The sequence below is a fragment of the Actinoplanes sp. NPDC049668 genome, from assembly GCF_044465445.1.
Lineage (GTDB): Bacteria > Actinomycetota > Actinomycetes > Mycobacteriales > Micromonosporaceae > Actinoplanes.
In genome coordinates this window covers 922,062-942,329 of record NZ_JBITLR010000001.1, presented here as the reverse complement: position 1 = coordinate 942,329, position 20,268 = coordinate 922,062, and the positions used below count along the sequence as shown (strand labels likewise).

The 20,268-nt window shown below is 71.7% G+C and carries 16 protein-coding genes; 10 read left to right on the top strand and 6 right to left on the bottom strand.

Features of this window, described 5'->3' with window-relative positions:
* Positions 1 to 89 precede the first annotated feature (89 nt).
* From ACIBSW_RS04330 to ACIBSW_RS04310, 5 genes are all read left to right on the top strand, one after another.
* Positions 90 to 1,292: an ABC transporter permease gene (locus tag ACIBSW_RS04330; protein ID WP_354717600.1), complete on the top strand. Its 1,203-nt coding sequence runs from the start codon at positions 90 to 92 to the stop codon at positions 1,290 to 1,292.
* Between the two features lie 5 nt (positions 1,293 to 1,297).
* Positions 1,298 to 2,566 (top strand): ABC transporter permease, encoded by a 1,269-nt coding sequence (locus tag ACIBSW_RS04325; protein WP_354717492.1) that lies wholly within the window; start codon positions 1,298 to 1,300, stop codon positions 2,564 to 2,566.
* A 54-nt stretch (positions 2,567 to 2,620) separates the two neighbouring features.
* Complete coding sequence (locus ACIBSW_RS04320; RefSeq protein ID WP_354717490.1) at positions 2,621 to 3,331, top strand: cytidine deaminase; 711 nt, start codon at positions 2,621 to 2,623, stop codon at positions 3,329 to 3,331.
* A 76-nt stretch (positions 3,332 to 3,407) separates the two neighbouring features.
* Positions 3,408 to 4,685 carry a thymidine phosphorylase gene (locus ACIBSW_RS04315; RefSeq protein ID WP_354717488.1) on the top strand — a complete coding sequence of 426 codons (1,278 nt, stop codon included), beginning with the start codon at positions 3,408 to 3,410 and terminating at the stop codon, positions 4,683 to 4,685.
* Between the two features lie 6 nt (positions 4,686 to 4,691).
* Positions 4,692 to 5,369, top strand: a complete 678-nt coding sequence (locus ACIBSW_RS04310) for a DUF4272 domain-containing protein (RefSeq protein ID WP_354717486.1) — start codon at positions 4,692 to 4,694, stop codon at positions 5,367 to 5,369.
* Between the two features lie 130 nt (positions 5,370 to 5,499).
* Here ACIBSW_RS04310 and ACIBSW_RS04305 read toward each other — a convergent pair whose 3' ends face one another.
* Positions 5,500 to 6,306, bottom strand: a complete 807-nt coding sequence (locus tag ACIBSW_RS04305; RefSeq protein ID WP_354717484.1) for a putative RNA methyltransferase — start codon at positions 6,304 to 6,306, stop codon at positions 5,500 to 5,502.
* Positions 6,307 to 6,332: 26 nt separating this feature from the next.
* Here ACIBSW_RS04305 and ACIBSW_RS04300 point away from each other — a divergent pair, with 26 nt between their 5' ends.
* From ACIBSW_RS04300 to ACIBSW_RS04280, 5 genes are all read left to right on the top strand, one after another.
* Positions 6,333 to 7,400 (top strand): adenosine deaminase, encoded by a 1,068-nt coding sequence (locus ACIBSW_RS04300; RefSeq protein WP_354717483.1) that lies wholly within the window; start codon positions 6,333 to 6,335, stop codon positions 7,398 to 7,400.
* Positions 7,401 to 7,845: 445 nt separating this feature from the next.
* The gene (locus tag ACIBSW_RS04295) at positions 7,846 to 11,499 is read left to right on the top strand and encodes a sensor histidine kinase (RefSeq protein ID WP_354717481.1); all 3,654 of its coding nucleotides are present in this window, start codon (positions 7,846 to 7,848) and stop codon (positions 11,497 to 11,499) included.
* A complete protein-coding gene (locus tag ACIBSW_RS04290) occupies positions 11,496 to 11,900 on the top strand; it encodes a roadblock/LC7 domain-containing protein (protein ID WP_014447580.1) in 405 nt (134 codons plus the stop codon). Before ACIBSW_RS04295 ends, ACIBSW_RS04290 begins: the two co-directional genes overlap by 4 nt.
* A gap of 92 nt (positions 11,901 to 11,992) precedes the next feature.
* Complete coding sequence (locus ACIBSW_RS04285) at positions 11,993 to 12,367, top strand: DUF742 domain-containing protein (RefSeq protein ID WP_184998576.1); 375 nt, start codon at positions 11,993 to 11,995, stop codon at positions 12,365 to 12,367.
* 1 nt (position 12,368) lies between these two features.
* On the top strand, positions 12,369 to 12,956 hold the full coding sequence (locus ACIBSW_RS04280; RefSeq protein WP_184998575.1) for an ATP/GTP-binding protein: 588 nt from the start codon (positions 12,369 to 12,371) through the stop codon (positions 12,954 to 12,956).
* A 625-nt stretch (positions 12,957 to 13,581) separates the two neighbouring features.
* Here the strand turns inward: ACIBSW_RS04280 and ACIBSW_RS04275 are convergent.
* From ACIBSW_RS04275 to deoC, 5 genes are all read right to left on the bottom strand, one after another.
* Positions 13,582 to 15,780, bottom strand: coding sequence for a transposase (locus tag ACIBSW_RS04275; protein WP_354717478.1), 2,199 nt, complete (start codon positions 15,778 to 15,780; stop codon positions 13,582 to 13,584).
* A 62-nt stretch (positions 15,781 to 15,842) separates the two neighbouring features.
* Positions 15,843 to 16,769, bottom strand: a complete 927-nt coding sequence (locus ACIBSW_RS04270; RefSeq protein WP_404799210.1) for a DNA primase — start codon at positions 16,767 to 16,769, stop codon at positions 15,843 to 15,845.
* Between the two features lie 91 nt (positions 16,770 to 16,860).
* Positions 16,861 to 17,697, bottom strand: coding sequence for an aldehyde dehydrogenase family protein (locus ACIBSW_RS04265; RefSeq protein ID WP_354717596.1), 837 nt, complete (start codon positions 17,695 to 17,697; stop codon positions 16,861 to 16,863).
* A gap of 103 nt (positions 17,698 to 17,800) precedes the next feature.
* Entirely contained in the window at positions 17,801 to 19,228 is a 1,428-nt protein-coding gene (locus ACIBSW_RS04260) for an aldehyde dehydrogenase family protein (RefSeq protein WP_354717476.1), read from the bottom strand.
* 52 nt (positions 19,229 to 19,280) lie between these two features.
* A complete protein-coding gene (gene deoC / locus ACIBSW_RS04255) occupies positions 19,281 to 20,231 on the bottom strand; it encodes a deoxyribose-phosphate aldolase (RefSeq protein ID WP_354717474.1) in 951 nt (316 codons plus the stop codon).
* Between the last annotated feature and the right edge of the window lie 37 nt (positions 20,232 to 20,268).

Here is a 20,268-nt window from a genome sequence, read left to right as displayed (position 1 = left end):
CGGACGGACCGGCCGCGGAGCCGGCAACGGACGCAAAGGCCGCGCCCGCCGCTTCCGGCAAGGAGAAGCCGGGCGGCGACGACTCGTTCATGAGTCACTTCCTGCACAACCTGTGGTCCGCGAACACGGTCACGGTGACGGTGCTCTCCATCGTGCTGGCCTTGTTCATCGGCGCGATCCTGATCATCGTTTCCGACCCCGCGGTGCTGGAGACGTTCTCGTACCTGACCGCCCGCCCGGCCGACGCGATCAACGCCAGCTGGGAGGTCGTCAGCAACGCCTACGCGGACCTGTTCAAGGGCGCGATCGTCGACCCGGCGGCCATCGAGGCCTGGGCGAACGGCACCGGGACCCTCAAGCAGGTGTTCTTCCCGATCTCGGAGACGCTGACCTACGCGGCCCCGCTGGTCTTCACCGGCCTCTCGGTGGCGCTGGCGTTCCGCGGCGGCCTCTTCAACATCGGCGGCCAGGGCCAGGCGATCATCGGCACGATCTTCGCCGCGCTGGCCGGCTTCCTGCTGCCGCTGCCGCCGGTGATCCACCTGTTCGCCGCGCTCGCCGCCGGCCTGCTCGGCGGCGCGCTGTGGGGCTTCGTGCCGGGCGTCCTCAAGGCGCGCACCGGCGCGCACGAGGTCATCGTCACGATCATGCTGAACTACACGGCCAACCTGTTCCTGAGCTGGCTGATCCTGCAGAAGGGCATCCAGGCCACCGGCCGCAGCGACGCCATCAGCGAGCCGGTCGACTCCTCCGCGCAGCTGCTGAGCGTCGGCGGCGAACTCCGGATCAACCTGGGCATCGTGCTCGCGGTGCTCACCACGGCCGGGGTCGCCTGGCTGCTCAACCGCTCGTCGTTCGGCTTCGAGCTGCGGGCCGTCGGCGCCAACCCGGCCGCCGCGAAGACCGCCGGCATCAGCGTCGGCCGGACCTACACGCTGCTCATGGTCGCGGCCGGCGCCCTCGCCGGCCTCGGCGGCGCCACCCAGGTGCTCGGCACGGCGCACGCCCTGACCACGCAGGTGGCCGGCAACATCGGCTTCGACGGCCTGCTCGTCGCCCTGCTCGGCCGCAACCGGCCGTGGGGCACGCTGCTCGCCGCGATCCTCTTCGGCGCGCTGCGCGCCGGCGGCAACCGGATGCAGTCGTTCTCGGGCATCTCCCTGGAGCTGGTGACGGTCCTGCAGGCGCTGATCGTCATCTTCATCGCCGCACCGGCCCTGGTGAAGGCGATCTTCCACCTGCGAGCGGCGCGCTCCGCGCGGCTCGGCGCATCGATGGCGAAGGGCTGGTGACCCCGGTGTCGACGGCGACAGTGGAGGAGCTGACGGAGGCGACCGCCCCGAAGCGGTTCTGGGACCGCTCGCGGCGGCTCGGCGCCGCGCTGGTGCTGCTCGGCCTGGTGGCGATCGGGGTCTTCGGCCCGCTCGCGCCGTCCGAGACGGCCCGCTTCACCCTCAGCGAGGACGCCGAGGGCGCCGCGCTCTCGATCAACGGGCAGTTCGGCGCGATCCTGTTCGGCCTGGTCGCGCTCGGCGCCGGTGCGGTGCTGCTGGCCGGCATCGCCCGCCGGCAGCAGACGCTGGTGCTCAGCCTCGGCATCCTCGGCTTCGTGCTGTCGTTCCTGTGCTGGCAGGTGGCGGGCAAGTTCCTGCCGCTGGTCGACACGGCGAGCGGCACGCTCGAGCTGGCGGTGCCGCTGCTGCTCGGCGCCCTGGCGGGCGTGCTCGGCGAGCGCTCCGGCGTGGTCAACGTGGCCATCGAGGGCCAGTTCCTGATGGGCGCGTTCGGCGCGGCCCTGGTCGGCACGATGGCGACCAGCGTCTGGCTCGGCCTGTTCAGCGCGGCCATCGGCGGCCTGATCATCGCGGCGATCCTGGCGCTGCTGGCGATCCGCTACCTGGTGGACCAGGTCGTGGTCGGCATCGTGCTCAACCTGCTGGCGGTGGGCATCACCGGCTTCCTCTACGAGCGGCTCATGCAGCCCGAGGCGCAGTCGTACAACGAGCCGCCGCGGATGCCCGAGTGGAGCATCCCGGTCCTGTCCGACATCCCGGTCATCGGCCCGGTGCTGTTCGAGGCGAACCTGCTGGTCTGGCTCGCGCTGATCCTGGTCTTCGCGATCCACTTCGGGCTCTCCCGGACCCGCTGGGGTCTGCGCACCCGGGCGGTCGGCGAGCACCCGACCGCGGCCGACACGGTCGGCATCCGGGTACGCGGCCTGCGGTACGTCAACGTGCTGCTCGGCGGCCTGATCGCCGGCGCGGGCGGCGCGTACTTCACGCTGGTGGCGACGGGCAGCTTCAACAAGAACATGACAGCGGGCGCGGGCTTCATCGCGCTGGCGGCGCTGATCTTCGGCCGCTGGACCCCGTTCGGCGCGCTGGGCGCGGCGCTGTTCTTCGGCTTCACGCAGAAGCTCGCGACGTACCTGAGCGTGGCGGGCAGCTCGGTGCCGAGCCAGTTCCTGAACATGCTGCCGTACCTCGCGACGATCGTGGCGGTGGCGGGCCTGGTCGGCCGCGTACGCGCGCCCGCCGCGGACGGCCAGCCCTACGTGAAGAGCTAGGCCGTTCAGGGGAGCCGCGTCCGGCCGGATCGGTGGTGGTGCAGAATCGGCGGCATGGAGATCGACTGGCCCGCGCTGCGGGCCGCCGCCATCGAGGCCATGCGGCACGCCTACGCGCCATACTCCGACTTTCCGGTCGGGGTGGCCGCGCTGGTCGACGACGGCCGGGTGGTCGTCGGCTGCAACGTCGAGAACGCCTCGTACGGCATCGGCCTCTGCGCCGAGTGCGGGCTGGTCAGCTCGCTGCACGCCACCGGCGGGGGCCGGCTGGTCGCGGTCTCCTGCGTCGACGCCAACGGCCTGCCGCTGATGCCGTGCGGCCGCTGCCGGCAACTGCTCTACGAGCACGGCGGCGCCGACTGCCTGGTCGAGGCGCTGCCCCGGCCGCTGACGCTGGCCCAGCTGCTGCCGAACGCGTTCGGGCCGGACGACATCGAGAAGGTCACCGGGCCGTCCGCGGTGCCGGCCGTGCCGCCGCAGCTGGCCAAGTGGCGGGGCCGCGGCACCGTCTTCGTGCACCCCGACCTCTCCGGGGGCGAGCAGGTCTGGACGGGCTACTGGGAACGTTCCGCCGGAAGCCCGAACGAGATCGACGCGGAGAAGGGCATCCTCGAGGAGGGCCCCATCTTCCCGACCGCCGCGGGCGCGGTGGCGTGGGCACTGACCCGCACACCGAGAATCGTGGTGGTGGACGCCGACGGGGGCCTCTCCTGGGCCGGCGAGGGTGAACCGCCGGAGGGCATCGGCACGAGGTGGGAGCAGTAATGAGCGAGCTTGCGAGCGAATCATCAACTCAGTCCCGAGCTCTTGGCATCGCCGGAGCGCCAGCGGAGGCGATGGCATGAGCGAGTTTGCCGCGGTTGACGTCATTCGGGCGAAGCGGGACGGGCAGACGCTGTCCGACGCGCAGATCGACTGGGTCGTCGACGCGTACACCAAGGGCGTCGTCGCCGACGAGCAGATGTCCGCGCTCGCCATGGCCATCCTGCTGCGCGGGATGACGGCCGCGGAGATCGCCCGCTGGACCGCCGCGATGATCGCCAGCGGCGAGCGGCTCGACCTGTCCGCGGTGTCCCGCCCGACCGTCGACAAGCACTCCACCGGCGGCGTCGGCGACAAGATCACGCTGCCGCTCACGCCGCTGGTCGCCGCGTGCGGCGCGGCGGTGCCGCAGCTCTCCGGCCGTGGCCTCGGGCACACCGGCGGCACCCTGGACAAGCTCGAGTCGGTGCCCGGCTGGCGGGCGACGCTGAGCAACGACGAGTTCGTCCGGCAGCTGCGGGACGTCGGCGCGGTCATCTGCGCCGCCGGCGACGGCCTCGCGCCGGCCGACCGCAAGCTGTACGCGCTGCGCGACGTCACCGGCACCGTCGAGGCCATCCCGCTGATCGCCAGCTCGATCATGAGCAAGAAGATCGCCGAGGGCACCGGCGCGCTGGTGCTGGACGTCAAGGTCGGCACGGGCGCGTTTATGAAGGACGTCGGCATGGCCCGCGAGCTGGCGCGCACGATGGTCGAACTGGGCGGCGCGCACGGCGTGCGCACGGTCGCGCTGCTCACCGACATGAACACGCCGCTCGGGCTGGCCGTCGGCAACGCCATCGAGGTCGAGGAGTCCCTCGAGGTGCTGGCCGGCGGCGGCCCCGCGGACGTGGTCGAGCTGACGCTGGCCCTGGCCCGGGAGATGCTCGCGGCGGCCGGCCTGGACGCCGACCCGGCGAAGGCCCTCGAATCCGGCGCCGCGATGGACTCGTGGAAGGCGATGATCCGCGCGCAGGGCGGCGACCCGGACGCGCCGCTGCCCACCGCCCGGGAGACCGAGGTGCTGCGCGCGGGCGCCGACGGCGTGGTCGAGAGCATCGACGCGCTGGACATCGGCCTGGCCGCCTGGCGGCTCGGCGCCGGCCGGGCCCGCAAGGAGGACCCGGTCAGCTTCGGCGCGGGCATCATGCTCAAGGTCCGGCCCGGCGACACCGTCCGCGCCGGCGACCCGCTGCTCGAACTCCGTACCGATGACGGGTCCAGGATCGCCGCCGCGCTCGCGGTGGCCGACGGCGCGATCCGGATCGGACAGGAACCGCCCGCCCCTACGCCTCTGCTCATCGACCGCATAGCCTGAGCGGTCATGAAGGCCGCCCCCGATCCCCGAGCGGTGCGCGACGCCAGCCTGGACGAGCTCGACAGGCTGGGACTTCCGCTGCCGCCGCCGGCATTCCCGCTGGTCTGGGAGCCGGGTGACGGCGTGGCACTGCGCGCGACCGGGGAGATAGAGGCCCGGGCGGCGGTGCTGCACGTGGTGGTGGCGCGCTGCTTCGGCATGCCGACGGAGACGGCCATGAGCTGGCTGCTCGGCTCGCACCTGGTCGACTTCGTGACGCCGCCGGAGTGGCAGTTCGTGGCGGGCGGCAAGGGGGATCATCGCTCGTTCGTGCTGCACCACGACGCGGTCTTCGCGCTGGCGTGGCTGCTCGGGCTGAGCCGGCATCTCGATCCGACGGTGCCGCCGGAGGAACGCCTGATGCAGCAGATGCCGGACCTGCCGGGCGGGGAGTCGTTCGCGCAGTGGCGGTCGCGGTCGCTGGTCGCGCCCCGGGACGCGATCGAGGCGGCGGTGCTGCTGGATCTCTACTACTGCCTGGACTGGGCCTTCCAGGAGGTCGGCAAGGTCGGGGGGTGGCTGCCGGGCGAGGTCGACGCCAACGGCATCGGCCAGCGCAGGTGGGGGCTGGAGTGGGCGGTTGTCTTCTCGGGCCCCTACCACGAGGCGCCGCCGGGATGGGAAGAAGTCGATCTCTCGGTGTGAAGATCCAGATCAAGGTCGGGACCATGTCGTGCCTGGTGCATGGTGCTGACCGTCGCTCCCGCCGAGACCGGGGCGGGCGCTGGGGCGCCCACCCCTGCCAGCTGCGTGAGTGGGTTAGAGACCCGCCCGGCTACGCCGGGGCGTAGAGGGTCAGGTTCACCGCGGCCGTTGCCGTGATTTCCGAGGCGTCGATGGAGTGCGGCTCGAGGTGACGGGCGCTCGGGGTCATGCCGATCAGGGTTCGGGTTTCCGCCGCGGTCAGATGCATGCGGTGGCGCAGGGTGGTGGTGCCCTGCTCGTGGAAGTCGGTGCCGAGGGATTCGGTGACTCGGGCGGACTTGGACGGGTCGACGCTGATCAGGTGGTAGGCGTCGACGAGTTCTGTCAGGTGGTCCGGTGCCGGGGTGATGACCAGGAGCTGGCCGTCCGGGTGCAGGACGCGGCGGAATTCCGGGCCGTTGCGGGGAGCGAAGACGTTGATCAGTACTGAGGCGGCGGCGTCGCGCAGCGGTAGCGGGCGCCAGAGGTCGGCGAGGGCGGCGGCGGACCGGGGGTGTGCGCGGGCGGCGCGGCGCAGGGCGGGCTTGGAGACGTCGATGCCGAGGCCGGGCGCGCCCGGCAGGGCGTCCAGCACGCGGGCGAGGTAGTGGCCGGTGCCCGTACCGGCGTCCAGGACCAGGCCGTCGCCGGGGCGCACCGCCTCCGCGAGCGCGGTGGCGATGAAGTCGTAGTGGCCCGCCGCCAGGAAGCTCTCCCGGTCCGCGATCATCTCGACCGTGTCGCCCGAATGGGGCGACCGGCCCGCCGTAAGGTTCACGTAGCCCTGCCGCGCGATGTCGAAGCCGTGCCCCCGTGGGCAGCGCAGGCTCCGATCGGCCCGGTCCAGCGTCCCGCCGCACACCGGACACCGCAGGTACGGCAATGCTCCGTCGATCATTCGGTGCTTCCTACTAGCATCTGGTGATGGTCGCCATCTCCCACGCCGACATCGTCCAGGCCCCGAAGGCACTGCTGCACGACCACCTCGACGGTGGGCTGCGGCCCGCGACGATCGTCGAGCTCGCCGCCAAGGCCGGGCACCGGCTCCCCGAGGAGGATCCGGAGCGGCTGGGTGAGTGGTTCGCCGCCGCGGCCGACTCCGGTTCGCTGGAACGCTACCTGGAGACGTTCGCGCACACCGTCGCGGTCATGCAGACCGAGGAGGGCCTGCACCGCGTCGCCCGGGAGTGCGCCCTCGACCTCGCCGCCGACGGCGTCGTCTACGCCGAGGTCCGGTACGCGCCCGAGCAGCACCTGGAGCGCGGCCTGAGCCTGGACGCGGTCGTCGAGGCGGTGCACGCCGGCTTCCGGGACGGCTGCGCCGAGGCGGCCGAGCGGGGCAACCAGATCCGGATCGGCACGCTGCTGACCGCGATGCGGCACGCCGCCCGGTCGCAGGAGATCGCCGAGCTGGCCGTGCGGTGCCGCGACACCGGGGTGGTCGGCTTCGACATCGCGGGCGCGGAGGCGGGCTTCCCGCCCACCCGGCACCTCGACGCGTTCGAGTACCTGCAGCGGGAGAACTTCCACTTCACCATCCACGCCGGCGAGGCCTTCGGGCTGCCGTCGATCTGGCAGGCCATCCAGTGGTGCGGCGCCGACCGGCTGGGGCACGGCGTGCGGATCGTGGACGACATCGTCGGCACGAGCCTCGGCCGGCTCTCGTCCTATGTGCGCGACAAGCGCATCCCGCTCGAGCTGTGCCCGTCGTCCAACGTGCAGACCGGCGCGGCGCCCTCGATCGCCGAGCACCCGATCGGGCTGCTGCACGACCTCCGGTTCCGGGTCACCGTCAACACCGACAACCGGCTGATGAGCGGCACGTCGATGTCGCGGGAGATGGCGCTGCTCGTCGAGGCGTTCGGCTGGGGCTGGAGTGAACTGCAGTGGCTCACGATCAACGCGATGAAGTCCGCCTTCATCCCGTACGACGAGCGATTGGCGATCATCACCGACGTGATCAAGCCGGCGTACGCGAAGTTGATGGCCTGAAGTCCGTTTTAACGCGGCATTGGCGACACGTCCGTACCTTCGGCCCGCGAAACTACCGATTCGGTCAGCCGCCTCATCCTTTCGGTCAGATTGCTGTCTCAAACACTGCACAATCCGGCATCTTGCCTTGCCGTTGGCCCGGCGGCGAGCCATCGTCTGTCCTGCCGCGATTGATGCTGGATCGGGCCGGAGCGGCGTGGGCGGGATCTCTGCAGCGTCGCCCGGGGCGAGTGACTTTAAGAGATGCGCCATATACGAGCAGTGATGACCGACCGGCGATGTCCAACTCTTCGGACGCAACATCGCATCACACAAACGGTCCGGGTCAGGCTGCTCTTTCTCTTTGAGACTCGTCGTGATGGAATCTCGGGGGCCCGACCGGTGAGTCGGCCGTGTGCGGTGCCCGGCGATCCGAATGCCGGGTCCGAATCAGGAGGACGGTGACGTGAGCAAGCGCCCCAAGACGGCGAACGCTGTCATGTCGCGTCTCCGCCGGCCGGCCGGCCGGCTGCGGGATCTGCCGATCTGGTCGAAGCTCGGGCTCATCATGCTCGTGCCTACTCTGGCGACGGTCATCGTCGGCACCAGCGGCCTGATCGACCACATCAATGAGGCCAGCGACGCCGAGCGTGCACGCACCCTTTCGGTGCTGTCGCAGGCCGCCGGTGGTCTCGTCGATCACCTGCAGAACGAACGTGCCTTCGGCGTGATGATCGCGACGACGCTTCCCAAGACGCCGGAGCGGGATGCCGCAAATCTGGCCTACACGCGGGAACATCCCAAGGTGGACGCGGCCAAGCTGCCCTACTCGCAGCAGAAGGCCGCCCTCGACGACCTGCCGCCGCAGGTGGCGATCCTGCTGCTTCGCCTGGACCGCAACCTCGAGGAACTGCCCTCCATCCGGAGCCAGACGGCGAACTCGGACAAGGACCCCAACTCGGGCGCGAGCTTCCGGCTCAAGGACATCAAGGCCAGCTACGACCCGCTGATCGAGGACCTGCTCAACGTCCGCGACGCCTCGGCCCAGCTCGCCCAGGACACCACGCTGAGTAACCGCCTCCGGGTGGTCGCCGCGGTGGCCCGGGCCAAGGACTACATCGCCCGGCAGCGCGACGTCGGCCTCGAGGTCCTCGGTGAGGACAACGGTCAGGGCAACTTCACTCCCGCCCTGCGGCGCGACATGCTGGTCACCGACACCGGATTCCAGATCGCCAAGAGCTCGATGCGTGAGGTCGCGACCGACGACGAAGAGGCGCTCTTCGACCGCGTCGTCAACGGCCCGGCGCTGCGTGCCGCCACCAACCTGACCGGTCCGCTCCAGGGCCTCAGCCCCGACCGTTCCCGGGACATCGCGTTCAACCGCGAGCAGTGGGAAACCGCGATGATCGGCTACAACGACCTGTTCCGCAGCGTGGAGAACAGGCTCGACAAGCAGATCGTCGAGCAGGCCACCGAGATCCGCGACGACGTGCAGACCCGGGTCTTCATCGAGACCAGCATCCTGCTCGGCATGCTCCTGCTGGCCATCGCGTTCGCCTGGTTGGTCGCCCGCTCGATGGCCCGCTCGCTGCGCGAACTGCGCCAGGGCGCGCTCAACGTCGCCCAGTTCGGCCTGCCCCAGGCGGTCGAGCGGCTGCGGGACCCGGCGCTGACCGGCTCGCTGACCCCGGCCCAGGTGGCCGACCAGGTCGCCGAGCCGCTGCCGGTGCGCAGCCGGGACGAGTTCGGGCAGGTGACCGAGGCGTTCAACGCGGTTCACCTCGAGGCCGTCCGCACCGCCGCCGAGCAGGCCGCCCTGCGGTCCTCGGTCGCGACGATGTTCGTCAACCTCGCCCGTCGTTCGCAGATCCTGGTCGACCGGCTCATCGGCCACCTCGACCGGCTCGAGCGCGGCGAGGAGGACCCGGACCGGCTGGCCGAGCTCTTCCAGCTCGACCACCTGGCCACCCGAATGCGCCGTAACGACGAAAACCTTCTGGTTCTCGCCGGCGCCGACTCGACCCGCGTGCAGCGCGAGCCCGCCGCCCTGATCGACGTGCTCCGCGCCGCTCAGTCCGAGGTCGAGCACTACACGCGCATCGAGTTCGGCATGATCGACCGGGACATCGAGGTGTCCGCGCACGCGGTCAACGACATGGTCCACCTGGTCGCCGAGCTCTTCGACAACGCGACCGCGTTCTCGCCGCCGAACTCGCACGTCATCGTCGAGGCCCGGCGCCTGGGCGACGGCGCGGTGCTCTCGGTCGAGGACCGCGGCATCGGCATCAGCCGCGAGCAGCTGCGCGACCTCAACGAGCGCCTGGCCCAGCCGCCCATGGTTGACGTCGCCGTCTCCCGCATGATGGGCCTGGTCGTAGTCGCCCGCCTGGCGAACAGGCACGGCGTCAAGGTCGAGCTCCGCCCGGCCGACACCGAGCGCGGCACGGTCGCCGACGTCGGCCTGCCGGTCAGCGTGATGGTCTCGTCCTCGATGACCGCGCGCCTGGCCTCCGGCCCCAACCACCCGCCGTACGGCCAGGAGCAGCAGCGCCCGGCGTTCGGTGAGCCGCCGCTGGCGCTCGAGTCCGGCGGCAACGGCCGCGGGGGTTACCCGACCGGCCGGCCGTTCGACCCGAACCCGCCGGTGCACGGCGGTGGCATGCTCGGCGGCGGTGGCCGCTCGGTGCCCGCCTGGTCCGACCTGACCGGCGCGCCCTCCAACGGCTTCGACTCCGGCGGCAACGGCTACGGCGGCCCCAACGGCTTCGGCAACGGCGCCAACGGGTACCACGGCCCGCGCAGCAACGAGCCGATCCCGCCGCTGCCGCACTCGGCGCCGCCGTCGCCGTCGGGCCCGCAGGGCTTCGCCGGCTCCGACGACCTGCCGCAGCGCCGCAACGGCGACGGCTTCCAGCCGCAGGACAACGGCCAGTACGGCCACACGATCCCGCGTCAGCTGCCGTCCCACCCGGAGACGCAGGGCCGCAGCCCGTTCGTGCCGCCGGTGTCGGCGCCTCCGGTCCCGCCGGTCTCCGCGCCGCCGGTGCCGTACGGCGGTCACCCGGTGTCGTCGCCGCCCGTGCAGGGCGCGCCGACCTCGGCGCCGCCGACCCAGAACCGTCCGCAGTCGGCGCCGCCTGCGCCGCCGGCCTGGCCGCCGGTCACCTCCGACCGTGACCAGGCACACGCGCCGCACGTCCCGGAGAACCTTTCGGCCGCCCTGGACATGACGGCGGAGCTGCCGCGGTACCGTCCCACCAGCGGGCAGCCGCAGGTGGCCCGCCCGATGAACCCGCAGAACGCGACGCCGCAGTCCGATGCGGAGCGGTCCGCCGCTGCCGCGGCGGCGGCTCATGAGATCGCGGAGCTGCAGGCGGCCGAGGCACAGGCGACCGCCGCCGCGCAGATCGCCGCCGCACAGGCGGCAGCGCGTCAGCGTGCGGCCGGCGACTCGAAGGCGCAGTTCGCCGACGAGACGATGGAGCTGCCGATCTTCCGGGAGCTCGAGTCGGCCTGGTTCACCACCGCCCGGCCGAACGAGCCCGCCAAGCAGGCCGCCAAGCAGCAGGCGCCGGCCGCACCGAAGTCGGCGCCGCCCGCGGCACCGAAGTCGGCGCCGCCCGCCGATGCCGACTCGGTGGTCACCACGCAGCGCTTCTCCACCGGAGAGCCGGCCCGCTCGGCCGGCGTGCCGCAGCAGGCGGTCTCCCCGGAGAAGTTGAACGGCGATCCCGCGTTCGAGCGTGAGCCGGCCCGCGATCGGGACCCGGCCACCGTCGGAGCGGCTTCGCCCGGCGGCGGGGCCAACGGGGCGTCGAGCCCCTGGCAGACCGCGGCCGACGACGGCTGGCAGGCGGCCCGCAAGGCCGCCGAGATGCCGGTCGACACGACGACGACGGCCGGACTTCCGCGCCGTACGCCGATGGCACAGCTCGTCCCGGGTGGTGTCGACCGGGCCGAGACCTCCGTTCAGCGCCGCACTCCCGAAGCGGTTCGCGGGCTCCTGTCCGCTTACCATCGCGGTGTACAGCGGGGTCGTACGAAGGAAAATTCGACCAACTCGGAGGAGACTCCGGGAGGGCAGCAGTCCTCGCAGGCTGGCAAGGAGCATGAAGCATGACAAGTACGCAGGATCTTGGTTGGCTGCTGGCCAACTTTGCCGACCGCGTTCCCGGGGTGGCGCACGCAATCGCGGTCTCCGCCGACGGTCTGCTTCTAGCGGCGTCGCGGGACCTGCCGCGCGACCGTGCTGATCAGCTGGCGGCCATCGCCTCCGGCCTGGTCAGCCTGACCCAGGGCGCCGCGCGGTGCTTCGAGGGCGGTGCGGTACTGCAGACGGTCGTCGAGATGGACAACGGGTTCCTCTTCCTGATGTCGATCTCCGACGGTTCGTCGTTCGCGGTGCTCGCGGCTCGCAGCTGTGACGTCGGTCAGGTGGGCTACGAGATGGCGCTCCTGGTCGACCGGGTCGGCGAAGCGCTCACTCCCGCGCCGCGCTCCGCGGCCGGGGTGCTCGGCTGAACGGATGGTTTGTCGGCTCCGTCCGGCATCTGTCCAAAAGCTTTATTACAAGAGACACTTCTATGGGCCAAGGGATGGGGTGAGCGGTGACGTTGCCCGAACGCGATGAGCCGACCGGCGCGCTGGTAAGACCGTACGCCGTGACCCGTGGCCGAACCCGGCCGAAGCTGGAAATAGCGCTGGAAGCGCTCGTCGAGACCACCGTTCGTGGCCGTTCCACGGGAGCGGGCAGGGGCGGGAGCGAACACCAGTACATCGCGGCGATGTGTGACGGCGGCAGAGTTCAGTCGCTGGCCGAAATCGCCGCACGCATGCAACTACCGCTCGGGGTGGCTCGAGTGATCGTCGCGGACATGGCCACAGATGGTCTTGTCGCGGTGTACGAGCCGACATCGCTTGATGATGAGTCCGATGCGGTGGGTACGGAACTGCTGGAAAGGGTGCTGAGTGGACTTCGCAGGCTCTGACATGTCGCGCCGGCCGGCCGCCGGGCGTGTGACATCGGCGAAGATTGTCATCGCCGGTGGCTTCGGTGTCGGTAAGACGACGCTGGTGGGGTCGGTCTCTGAGATCACCCCGCTGACCACTGAGGCGATCATGACCTCCGCCGGCGTGGGTGTCGACGACAACCGGCAGGTGCCGGGTAAGACGACCACCACGGTGGCAATGGACTTCGGCCGTATCAGCATCGACCGAGATCTGATCCTCTACCTGTTCGGCACACCTGGCCAGACACGGTTCTGGTTCATGTGGGACGAGCTGGTCCGGGGTGCCATCGGTGCGGTGGTCATGGTGGACACGCGTCGGCTCGCCGACTGCTTCGCCGCCATAGACTTCTTCGAGCACCGACGGCTGCCGTACCTGGTCGCCATAAACTGCTTCGACGGTATGCAGTACCACAACGCGCAGGACGTTCGCGACGCGCTCGCGATCTCCAGCGACGTGCCCGTGGTGAGCTGCGACGCCCGTAACCGTGAGTCGACGAAGAACGTACTCATCTCGCTGGTCGAGTACGTCCTGACGATGCGTCGCTCGCGCGCGGTAGCGCCGGCCTGACAGGCTGCTGAAAGTCCCGCTCTGCCGACAGAGCGGGACTTTTGCATGCCCGGAGACTTTTTCGGCCGACTGGCGACGACGCCGCCGAACGCGGCGGTACTCGGCGCCCCGTATGGCCCTGCGCGACCCTGAGACGGCTCAGGAGGTTCTGAATCGCGCCGGACGGGTTCCCCTGACCCCGGACGCCCGCGAACGGCTCAGCGTCTCCCTGGCCGCCGCGGCCGAACTTGTGGAGGCCCTGGCCGCGGCTCGTCTGGGCCGGCCGCGGATGGCGTCAGATGCGGTGGTTCAGGGAGGGCGTAGGTCTCGTTTCGCGAGTGGACGGCACCGCCGAGCCCGTCGGAGGCCGTGCGCAGCGCCTGCAGCAGCTCGGGTCCAAGGCGTTGGCGGTCGCTGACAGTTGCGGCCAGTCCCACCCACTCATCGGCGCTCAGGCTGCGTTCCCACGGGTAGGCGCCCATCTCGGTCGGCGAAAACGTCTCGCCTTCCGCGAAGGGGTCGCGACGCGATGCGTGGTTAGGCCGCGGCGGAGGCGGAACCGGGCGGCTGGCGGCAAAGAGCAATCGGCCACGCTCCGACGGGAGCGTGGCCGATCCGTTTGCTCGATGCGGTCCGGGACCGTGGCTCAGCTGCTGCGGTACCCCGCGTTGTGGTATTCCTCGGCCTGGGTGCCGCCCTCGCGGCTGAAGTCCCAGCCGCCCGCCGCCTCCCGGCCCGGGCGCCCGCCGATCGCGTAGCCGCCGATCTCCTGACCGCGGCGCCAGCCCCGGAAGTAGCCGGTGGTGTGCGCCGCGATGCTCGCCGCGTCGCGGACGATGCGTAGCGGGCGGTCCTCGCGCAGCGGCGAGCCGGGCACCAGGTTGGCCTGGGGCACGCGCTTGGGCAGCCCGGCGGTCGTCTCCGCCGCCACGGACGGCCTGGAGGCCTTCTCGGCCGCGCGCCAGCCGGTGTCGTTCGCGTTCGTCCAGTCGAGGTTGCTCGCGGCTTCCTCGTCGTGGCCGGTGAACCAGGCGGACCGGGCCGCGGCGAAGATCAGCAGGTCGCCGTCGCCCTCGGCCGGGACCGGGGGCGTGGTGCTGCGGTCGAGCGCGGTCAGCGTCGAGGTGCGGCGGGCCGGGGTCCGGCCGTTGTTGCGGCCGCCGCGGTCGTCGACCAGGCGCAGCGGCGGCGGCTCGGCGACGGCGGTGACGTCGGGCGGGGTGTTCGCCAGCCCGCTGAGCTGCGGCTCGACGAGGCGCAGCGCCGGCGGTTCCTTCGGCATGTCCTGCCAGGGCGGGCGTACCCGGCCGTCGGTCGGCGGGCTGCTCACCGCGGCGGGCGGCGGCGGTGCCGCGGCGTCGTCGTTGCTGTTCATGAGGGGCCAGTTGGCCCGGGAGCCCGGCTCGGGCAGGTCCTGCGCGCGCTGGGTCGGCATCGGCAGGGAGTAGTCCGTCGCGCCGTTCGCGGCGGGCGGCGGGGCCGAGGTGCGCGTGTTGGGCCGGGACGGGATGACCGTGCGCTGCCGCTCGGCGCGGGCGCTGCTCATCGCCGCGTTCGTCAGCGTCGGCCGGAACGGCTGCCCGGCGTCGGCCGGCGGCACCGAGGACGGGCGCGAGCCCGGCACGATCGGCGTCATCCCCGGCGGGGGCGGCGGAACCGAGACGGGCCGGCTGGACGGGCCCGGGTTCGAGGTGCGGGTCGGCAGGCCCGCGGCCGCGGCCGGGGCGACCGGCGGGGGAGTGACCGGGCGGGGCGCCAGCGGCGGCGGCATGACCGGCTCGGGTGCGACCGGAGGGCTGGTCAGGGGGCGCGGCGTGACGGGCGAACCGTTCGCGGCGGGCGGCTCGGGCCGGCTGCGGCGACCCGTCCGGGCGCTGACGTCGGAGGTGCGCACCGGAAGGCCCGCGGCCGCCTCGGCGCGGCGGGAACCGGCCTGACGACGGCCGGCCGCGCCGGTGCCGGACTGGGTGCCGACCCGGGCGACGAGGGTGTCGACGAGCGCCTCGCACGCGGCGTCGCAGGAGCGGACCGCGCCGATGGCGTGCCGGACGGTGTCCGCGGCGGCCGGCGACAGCGCCTTGTTGACGCCGCCGCGGCGCGGGGACTCGCCGATCGCCACGACCAGCGCGGTGACGGCGGCGACGACCTGGTCGTCGGTGCCGGCGCCGGCGCGGGTCAGCTCCGCGGCGACCTCCTCGGCGACCTGCTCCGCGTCCTGGCTGCGGCCGGTGAGGCGGCCGGGCTCCGGCAGCGCGTCCAGCACGGCCAGGGCCAGCGGGTGCGCCGGGTCCGGATATGCACGCAGGGCGGCGGGGTAGAGCTCGCGCAGCACCTCGCGCAGTGCGCTGGCCGCGGCGTGCCGGCCGTTGAGCATCGTCACGTGCGCCGCGAGGATGGGCTTGTAGCTGATCAGCTCGCGGGGCGCCGGGATGGTGACGGCCGCGATCGCGCCCGCCTGCAGCGCCCGGGCCAGGCCGACCGCGCGACGGGCGGCCGGCGGCGCCGAGATCTCCTCGGCGGAGTCGTCGTCGGCGAACCGCTCGGCGAAGTCGTCGGTCGAGTCGTCGTCGGCGACGATCAGGGGACGGCCGGCTGCGGTCAGCAGCGACGTGACCATGTGGTCGTCGCTGTCGGCAGCGACCGCGGCGTCCGCGAATCCACTCGTCCGCTCCACGAGCAGCGTCCCCAGCTGGGCATAGCCCGCAGGGTCGTCGCTGATCTCGTGGACTCCGAGCAGCCTTCCCGCGTCATCCACCACGGCTATGGTCAGATGCGATCCGGCCGAAGCCGTCCGCACCGTCTCATCAGCCGACGCCAGACCGCAGTACACGCGCACGAGCGCCACGGCGTCGTCCTCCTCCCGGGGCCTCTGTTTTCGGCCAAGGACTGATGGTCCCTGCTGAGGGGTCAGTCGCGCCAGTCCACAGCGGCAGAGATCTTGCCGATAATCGATCGCCAGCCCAGACTCGCCTGTTGTGCCCCGATTTTACGGAGCTTCCGGCGACCAAAGAAACCGCCCATTCCGCCACTCTCGGCTGACCGCAGGGACTCGTCCAGGTCATCGAGCGGTGAACCCGGCGCCAGTGCCAGGATCACCGGCTTCAAGCGCAGCGCGTGGCCCAGGTCTCGGGCCAGCTCGCCAGCGGCGATGAGCAACGGCAGGTCCCACGTGTCGTGCCCGCCGCGCAGGTTCTCCACCACGAGGTCCAACTCGTAGCGGTCGTCCGGCGCGGGGTCGACGTCGGACGACTGTACCCGCTCGGCGACGGTCGCCCAGGTGTCGAGCTGTGCGAGGTCGTGCGGAGCACCCGAACGGATGAAGGAGGTCAGCGATTCGGGGGTCTTGAAGGTGAGCAGCTTGCCACGGTGGCTGAGGAAGATGGGCACTTCCTCGTCTTCCGGCTCCTCCTCCTCGGCCTCCTCGGCCTCGTCGGCGAAGTCGGCCGGGTCCGGCTCGGCGACGACCTTGCCGTCCTCGGTCGTCACGGTCCCGTCCGACTTGCGCTCGGACTTGGTGCCCGAGTCGCCCTCGGTGAGCAGCGCCGCGAACTCGTCGGCGCCCTCCTGATCGGCGCCCTCCTCCTCGGCGGCGCGGGCCGCGGCCGCGCGGTCCCGGGCCTCGAAGGGGTCGTCCTCGTCCGCCTCGATCTCGGTCGGCGTCAGCTCGGAGGCGAGCCGGTAGGCGCGCAGGGTCAGGCCGACGCCGCCCGGCATCGCGATCTCGACGGGCGAGATCCGCACCTCGTCCCACAGCTCACGGCCGGAGAGGTCGTCCTTGAGGACGGCCTTCTCGTCCTTGACCGTCGAGCCCTCTTCGGGCGACTGGCTGGTCACGGTGACCTCCGGGTTGGTTCAAGTGAGCTGTTCGGACGGTGAGTCTGGGCTCACACCTTAGTGTGCGTCCCTGAGGCGCGGCAGACCGAGGTCAGAAACCCTTGGGGTGCCACACCGTCTTGGTCTCCAGCAGCGCCGTCATCGGGTGCAGGCCGGGGTCGGCGGTGAAGTCGGGCGTGTCGGCCGACGGCCGGAGTACCCGCTTGAGGCTGCCCGCCGCGGCCCGCTCCAGGTCGGCGGCGAGCTCCGGGTCGGCGACGCCGGTGAGGTCGAGCGCGTTGACGTCGTCGTGCGAGGCCAGCCAGGGCGCGGTCTCGGCGGGGCGGCCGGTCAGGATGTTGACCACGCCGCCCGGCACGTCCGAGGTCGCCAGGACCTCGGCCAGGGTCACCGCCGCCTGCGGGGCGCTGACCAGCACCACCACCGTGTTGCCGGTGACGATGGCGGGCGCGATGACGCTGACCAGCCCGAGGAACGAGGCCGGCGCGACCACGGCGACCACGCCGGTCGGCTCGGGCGCCGAGATGTTGAAGAACGGGCCGGCGACCGGGTTAGCGCCGCCGTGCACCTGGGCGATCTTGTCGGACCAGCCCGCGTACCAGATCCAGCGGTCGACGGCCGCGTCCACCTCGGCGGCCGGCACGCCCCGCGCGATGAACTCGTCGCGGCGGGCCTCGACCATCTCGGCGATCCGGTACAGCACCTGACCACGGTTGTATGCGGTCGCGCCGCCCCACTTGGCCTGCGCCTTGCGGGCCGCCACGACGGCGTCGCGGGCGTCCTTGCGGGAGGCGAGGGCCACGTTGTCGCCGTCCACGAGATAGGTCCGTCCTGATTCGCTGCGCGGGAACGCCCCGCCGATGTACAGCTTGTAGGTCTTGCGCACGGCCAGCCGGCCGGCCCGGGCGGCTGGCGCCTCGGCCGGCACGCGCGGCGCCGTCGCGGCGGCCGCGGGCACGGCCGCGGTCTTGGCCTTCCGGCCGGCCTTCGCGGCCTTGGCGGCGCGGGTGGCCTTCGTCGGGGAAGTGGACTCAGGCAAGGTACGCCTCCAGGCCGTGCCGGCCGCCCTCGCGGCCGTAACCGGACTCCTTGTAGCCGCCGAACGGCGACGTCGGGTCGAACTTGTTGAACGTGTTGGCCCACACCACGCCCGCGCGCAGCTTGTCGGCCATGGCGAGGATCAGCGAGCCCTTCTCGGTCCAGACGCCGGCCGAGAGCCCGTACGGCGTGTTGTTCGCCTTCTCGATCGCCTCGTCGGGCGTGCGGAAGGTGAGCACCGACAGCACCGGCCCGAAGATCTCCTCGCGGGCGATCCGGTGCGCCTGGGTCACGCCGGTGAAGATGGTCGGCGCGAACCAGTAGCCCTGCGCCGGCAGGTCGCACTGGGGCGACCAGCGCTCCGCGCCCTCGGCGGCGCCGATCTCCGACAGCGCGCGGATCCGGGACAGCTGCTCCGCCGAGTTGATCGCGCCGATGTCGGTGTTCTTGTCCAGCGGGTCGCCGACCCGCAGCGTCGCCATCCGGCGCTTGAGGGCGGTGAGCACCTCGTCGTACGCGGACTCCTGCACCAGCAGCCGCGACCCGGCGCAGCAGACGTGCCCCTGGTTGAAGAAGATGCCGTTCACGATGCCCTCGACGGCCTGGTCGATCGGCGCGTCGTCGAAGACGATGTTCGCCGCCTTGCCGCCCAGCTCGAGGGTCAGCCGCTTGCGGGTGCCCGCGATCGACCGGGCGATCTGCCGGCCGACGTCGGTCGAACCGGTGAACGCCACCTTGTTGACGTCGGGGTGCTCGACCAGCGCGCGGCCGGTCTCGCCGGCGCCGGTGATGATGTTGACGACCCCGGGCGGCAGGTCGGCCTGCCGGCAGATGTCGGCGAAGAAGAGCGCCGACAGCGGTGTGGTCTCGGCGGGCTTGAGCACGACCGTGTTGCCGGCCGCCAGCGCCGGCGCGATCTTCCACGCCAGCATCAGCATCGGGAAGTTCCACGGGATCACCTGCGCCGCGACGCCGAGCGGCCGCGGATCGGGGCCGAAGCCCGCGTACGCGAGCTTGTCGGCCCAGCCCGCGTAGTAGAAGAAGTGCGCGGCGACCAGCGGCAGGTCGACGTCGCGGGACTCCTTGATCGGCTTGCCGTTGTCGAGGGACTCGAGCACGGCCAGCTCGCGGGAGCGCTCCTGGATGATCCGGGCGATCCGGAAGAGGTACTTGGCGCGCTCGGCGCCGGGCAGCGCGGACCAGCTGCCGAAGGCGCGCCGGGCGGCGGCGACGGCCAGGTCGACGTCCTCGACCCCGGCGGAGGCGACCTCGGCGAGCACCTCCTCGGAGGCGGGGTTGACGGTCTTGAAGACGCCGCCCGATTGCGAGGCCGGCACGAAGGACCCGTCGATGAACAGGCCGTACGAGGGTGCGATGTCGACGATCGAGCGTGACTCGGGGGCCGGGGCGTATTCGAACATCCTGCTGGTCACTCCTTGCAATGTGGCCTTGCCGTCCTTGGAGGGCATGGCCTCAGTCCAGCGTGAAGTAGTCCGGACCGGCGTAGTGGCCGGTGGTGAGCTTGGTGCGCTGCATCAGCAGGTCGTTGAGCAGCGAGGAGGCGCCGAACCGGAACCAGTCCGGGTCGAGCCAGTCGGAGCCGACCGTCTCGTTGATCATCACGAGGTACTTGATGGCGTCCTTGGTCGTGCGGATGCCGCCGGCGGGCTTCACGCCGACCTGGCGGCCGGTCTGCGCCCGGAAGTCCCGGACGGCCTCGAGCATCACCAGCGTGACCGGCGGCGTCGCGGCGACGGGCACCTTGCCGGTGGAGGTCTTGATGAAGTCGGCGCCCGCCAGCATGGCCAGCCAGGACGCGCGGCGGACGTTGTCGTACGTGCCCAGCTCGCCGGTCTCCAGGATCACCTTGAGGTGCGCGGAGCCGCACGCCTCCTTGACCGCGACGATCTCGTCGTACACGTGGTCGTAGCGGCCGGAGAGGAACGCGCCCCGGCTGATCACCATGTCGATCTCGTCGGCGCCGCCGGCGACGGCGTCCCGGGTGTCGGCGAGCTTGATCTCGAGCGGGGCCTGTCCGGACGGGAAGGCCGTCGCCACGCTCGCCAGGTGCACGCCGGAGCCGGCCAGCGTCGCGGCCGCGACCGGGACCATCGCCGGGTAGACGCAGACCGCCGCGACGCTCGGGCAGGACGGGTCGGCGGGGTCGGGGCGCATCGCCTTGGCCGACAGCGCGCGGACCTTGCCGGGGGTGTCCGCGCCCTCGAGCGTGGTCAGGTCGACCATCCGGATGGCGAGGTCGATCGCCGCCGCCTTCGCGGTCGTCTTCACCGACCGGGTGCCGAGGGCGGCAGCCCGGGCCTCGATGCCGACCTTGTCGACCCCGGGCAATCCGTGCAGGAAAGAACGGAGGTTGAAGGCGGAACCGGACACGTCGGGCAGTCTCGACGTCGCTGTCGCAGTCATGAGAAGGATTCTACGCGGCCCTCCGGCAATTGATCTT

Bases quoted from the DNA above. Each gene is read 5' to 3' on its own strand.
- ACIBSW_RS04330 (WP_354717600.1), top strand. From the start codon at position 90: ATGAGTCACTTCCTGCACAACCTGTGGTCCGCGAACACGGTCACGGTG.
- ACIBSW_RS04320 (WP_354717490.1), top strand. From the start codon at position 2,621: ATGGAGATCGACTGGCCCGCGCTGCGGGCCGCCGCCATCGAGGCCATG.
- ACIBSW_RS04315 (WP_354717488.1), top strand. From the start codon at position 3,408: ATGAGCGAGTTTGCCGCGGTTGACGTCATTCGGGCGAAGCGGGACGGG.
- ACIBSW_RS04310 (WP_354717486.1), top strand. From the start codon at position 4,692: ATGAAGGCCGCCCCCGATCCCCGAGCGGTGCGCGACGCCAGCCTGGAC.
- ACIBSW_RS04305 (WP_354717484.1), bottom strand. From the start codon at position 6,306: ATGATCGACGGAGCATTGCCGTACCTGCGGTGTCCGGTGTGCGGCGGG.
- ACIBSW_RS04300 (WP_354717483.1), top strand. From the start codon at position 6,333: ATGGTCGCCATCTCCCACGCCGACATCGTCCAGGCCCCGAAGGCACTG.
- ACIBSW_RS04290 (WP_014447580.1), top strand. From the start codon at position 11,496: ATGACAAGTACGCAGGATCTTGGTTGGCTGCTGGCCAACTTTGCCGAC.
- ACIBSW_RS04280 (WP_184998575.1), top strand. From the start codon at position 12,369: ATGTCGCGCCGGCCGGCCGCCGGGCGTGTGACATCGGCGAAGATTGTC.
- ACIBSW_RS04260 (WP_354717476.1), bottom strand. From the start codon at position 19,228: ATGTTCGAATACGCCCCGGCCCCCGAGTCACGCTCGATCGTCGACATC.
- deoC (WP_354717474.1), bottom strand. From the start codon at position 20,231: ATGACTGCGACAGCGACGTCGAGACTGCCCGACGTGTCCGGTTCCGCC.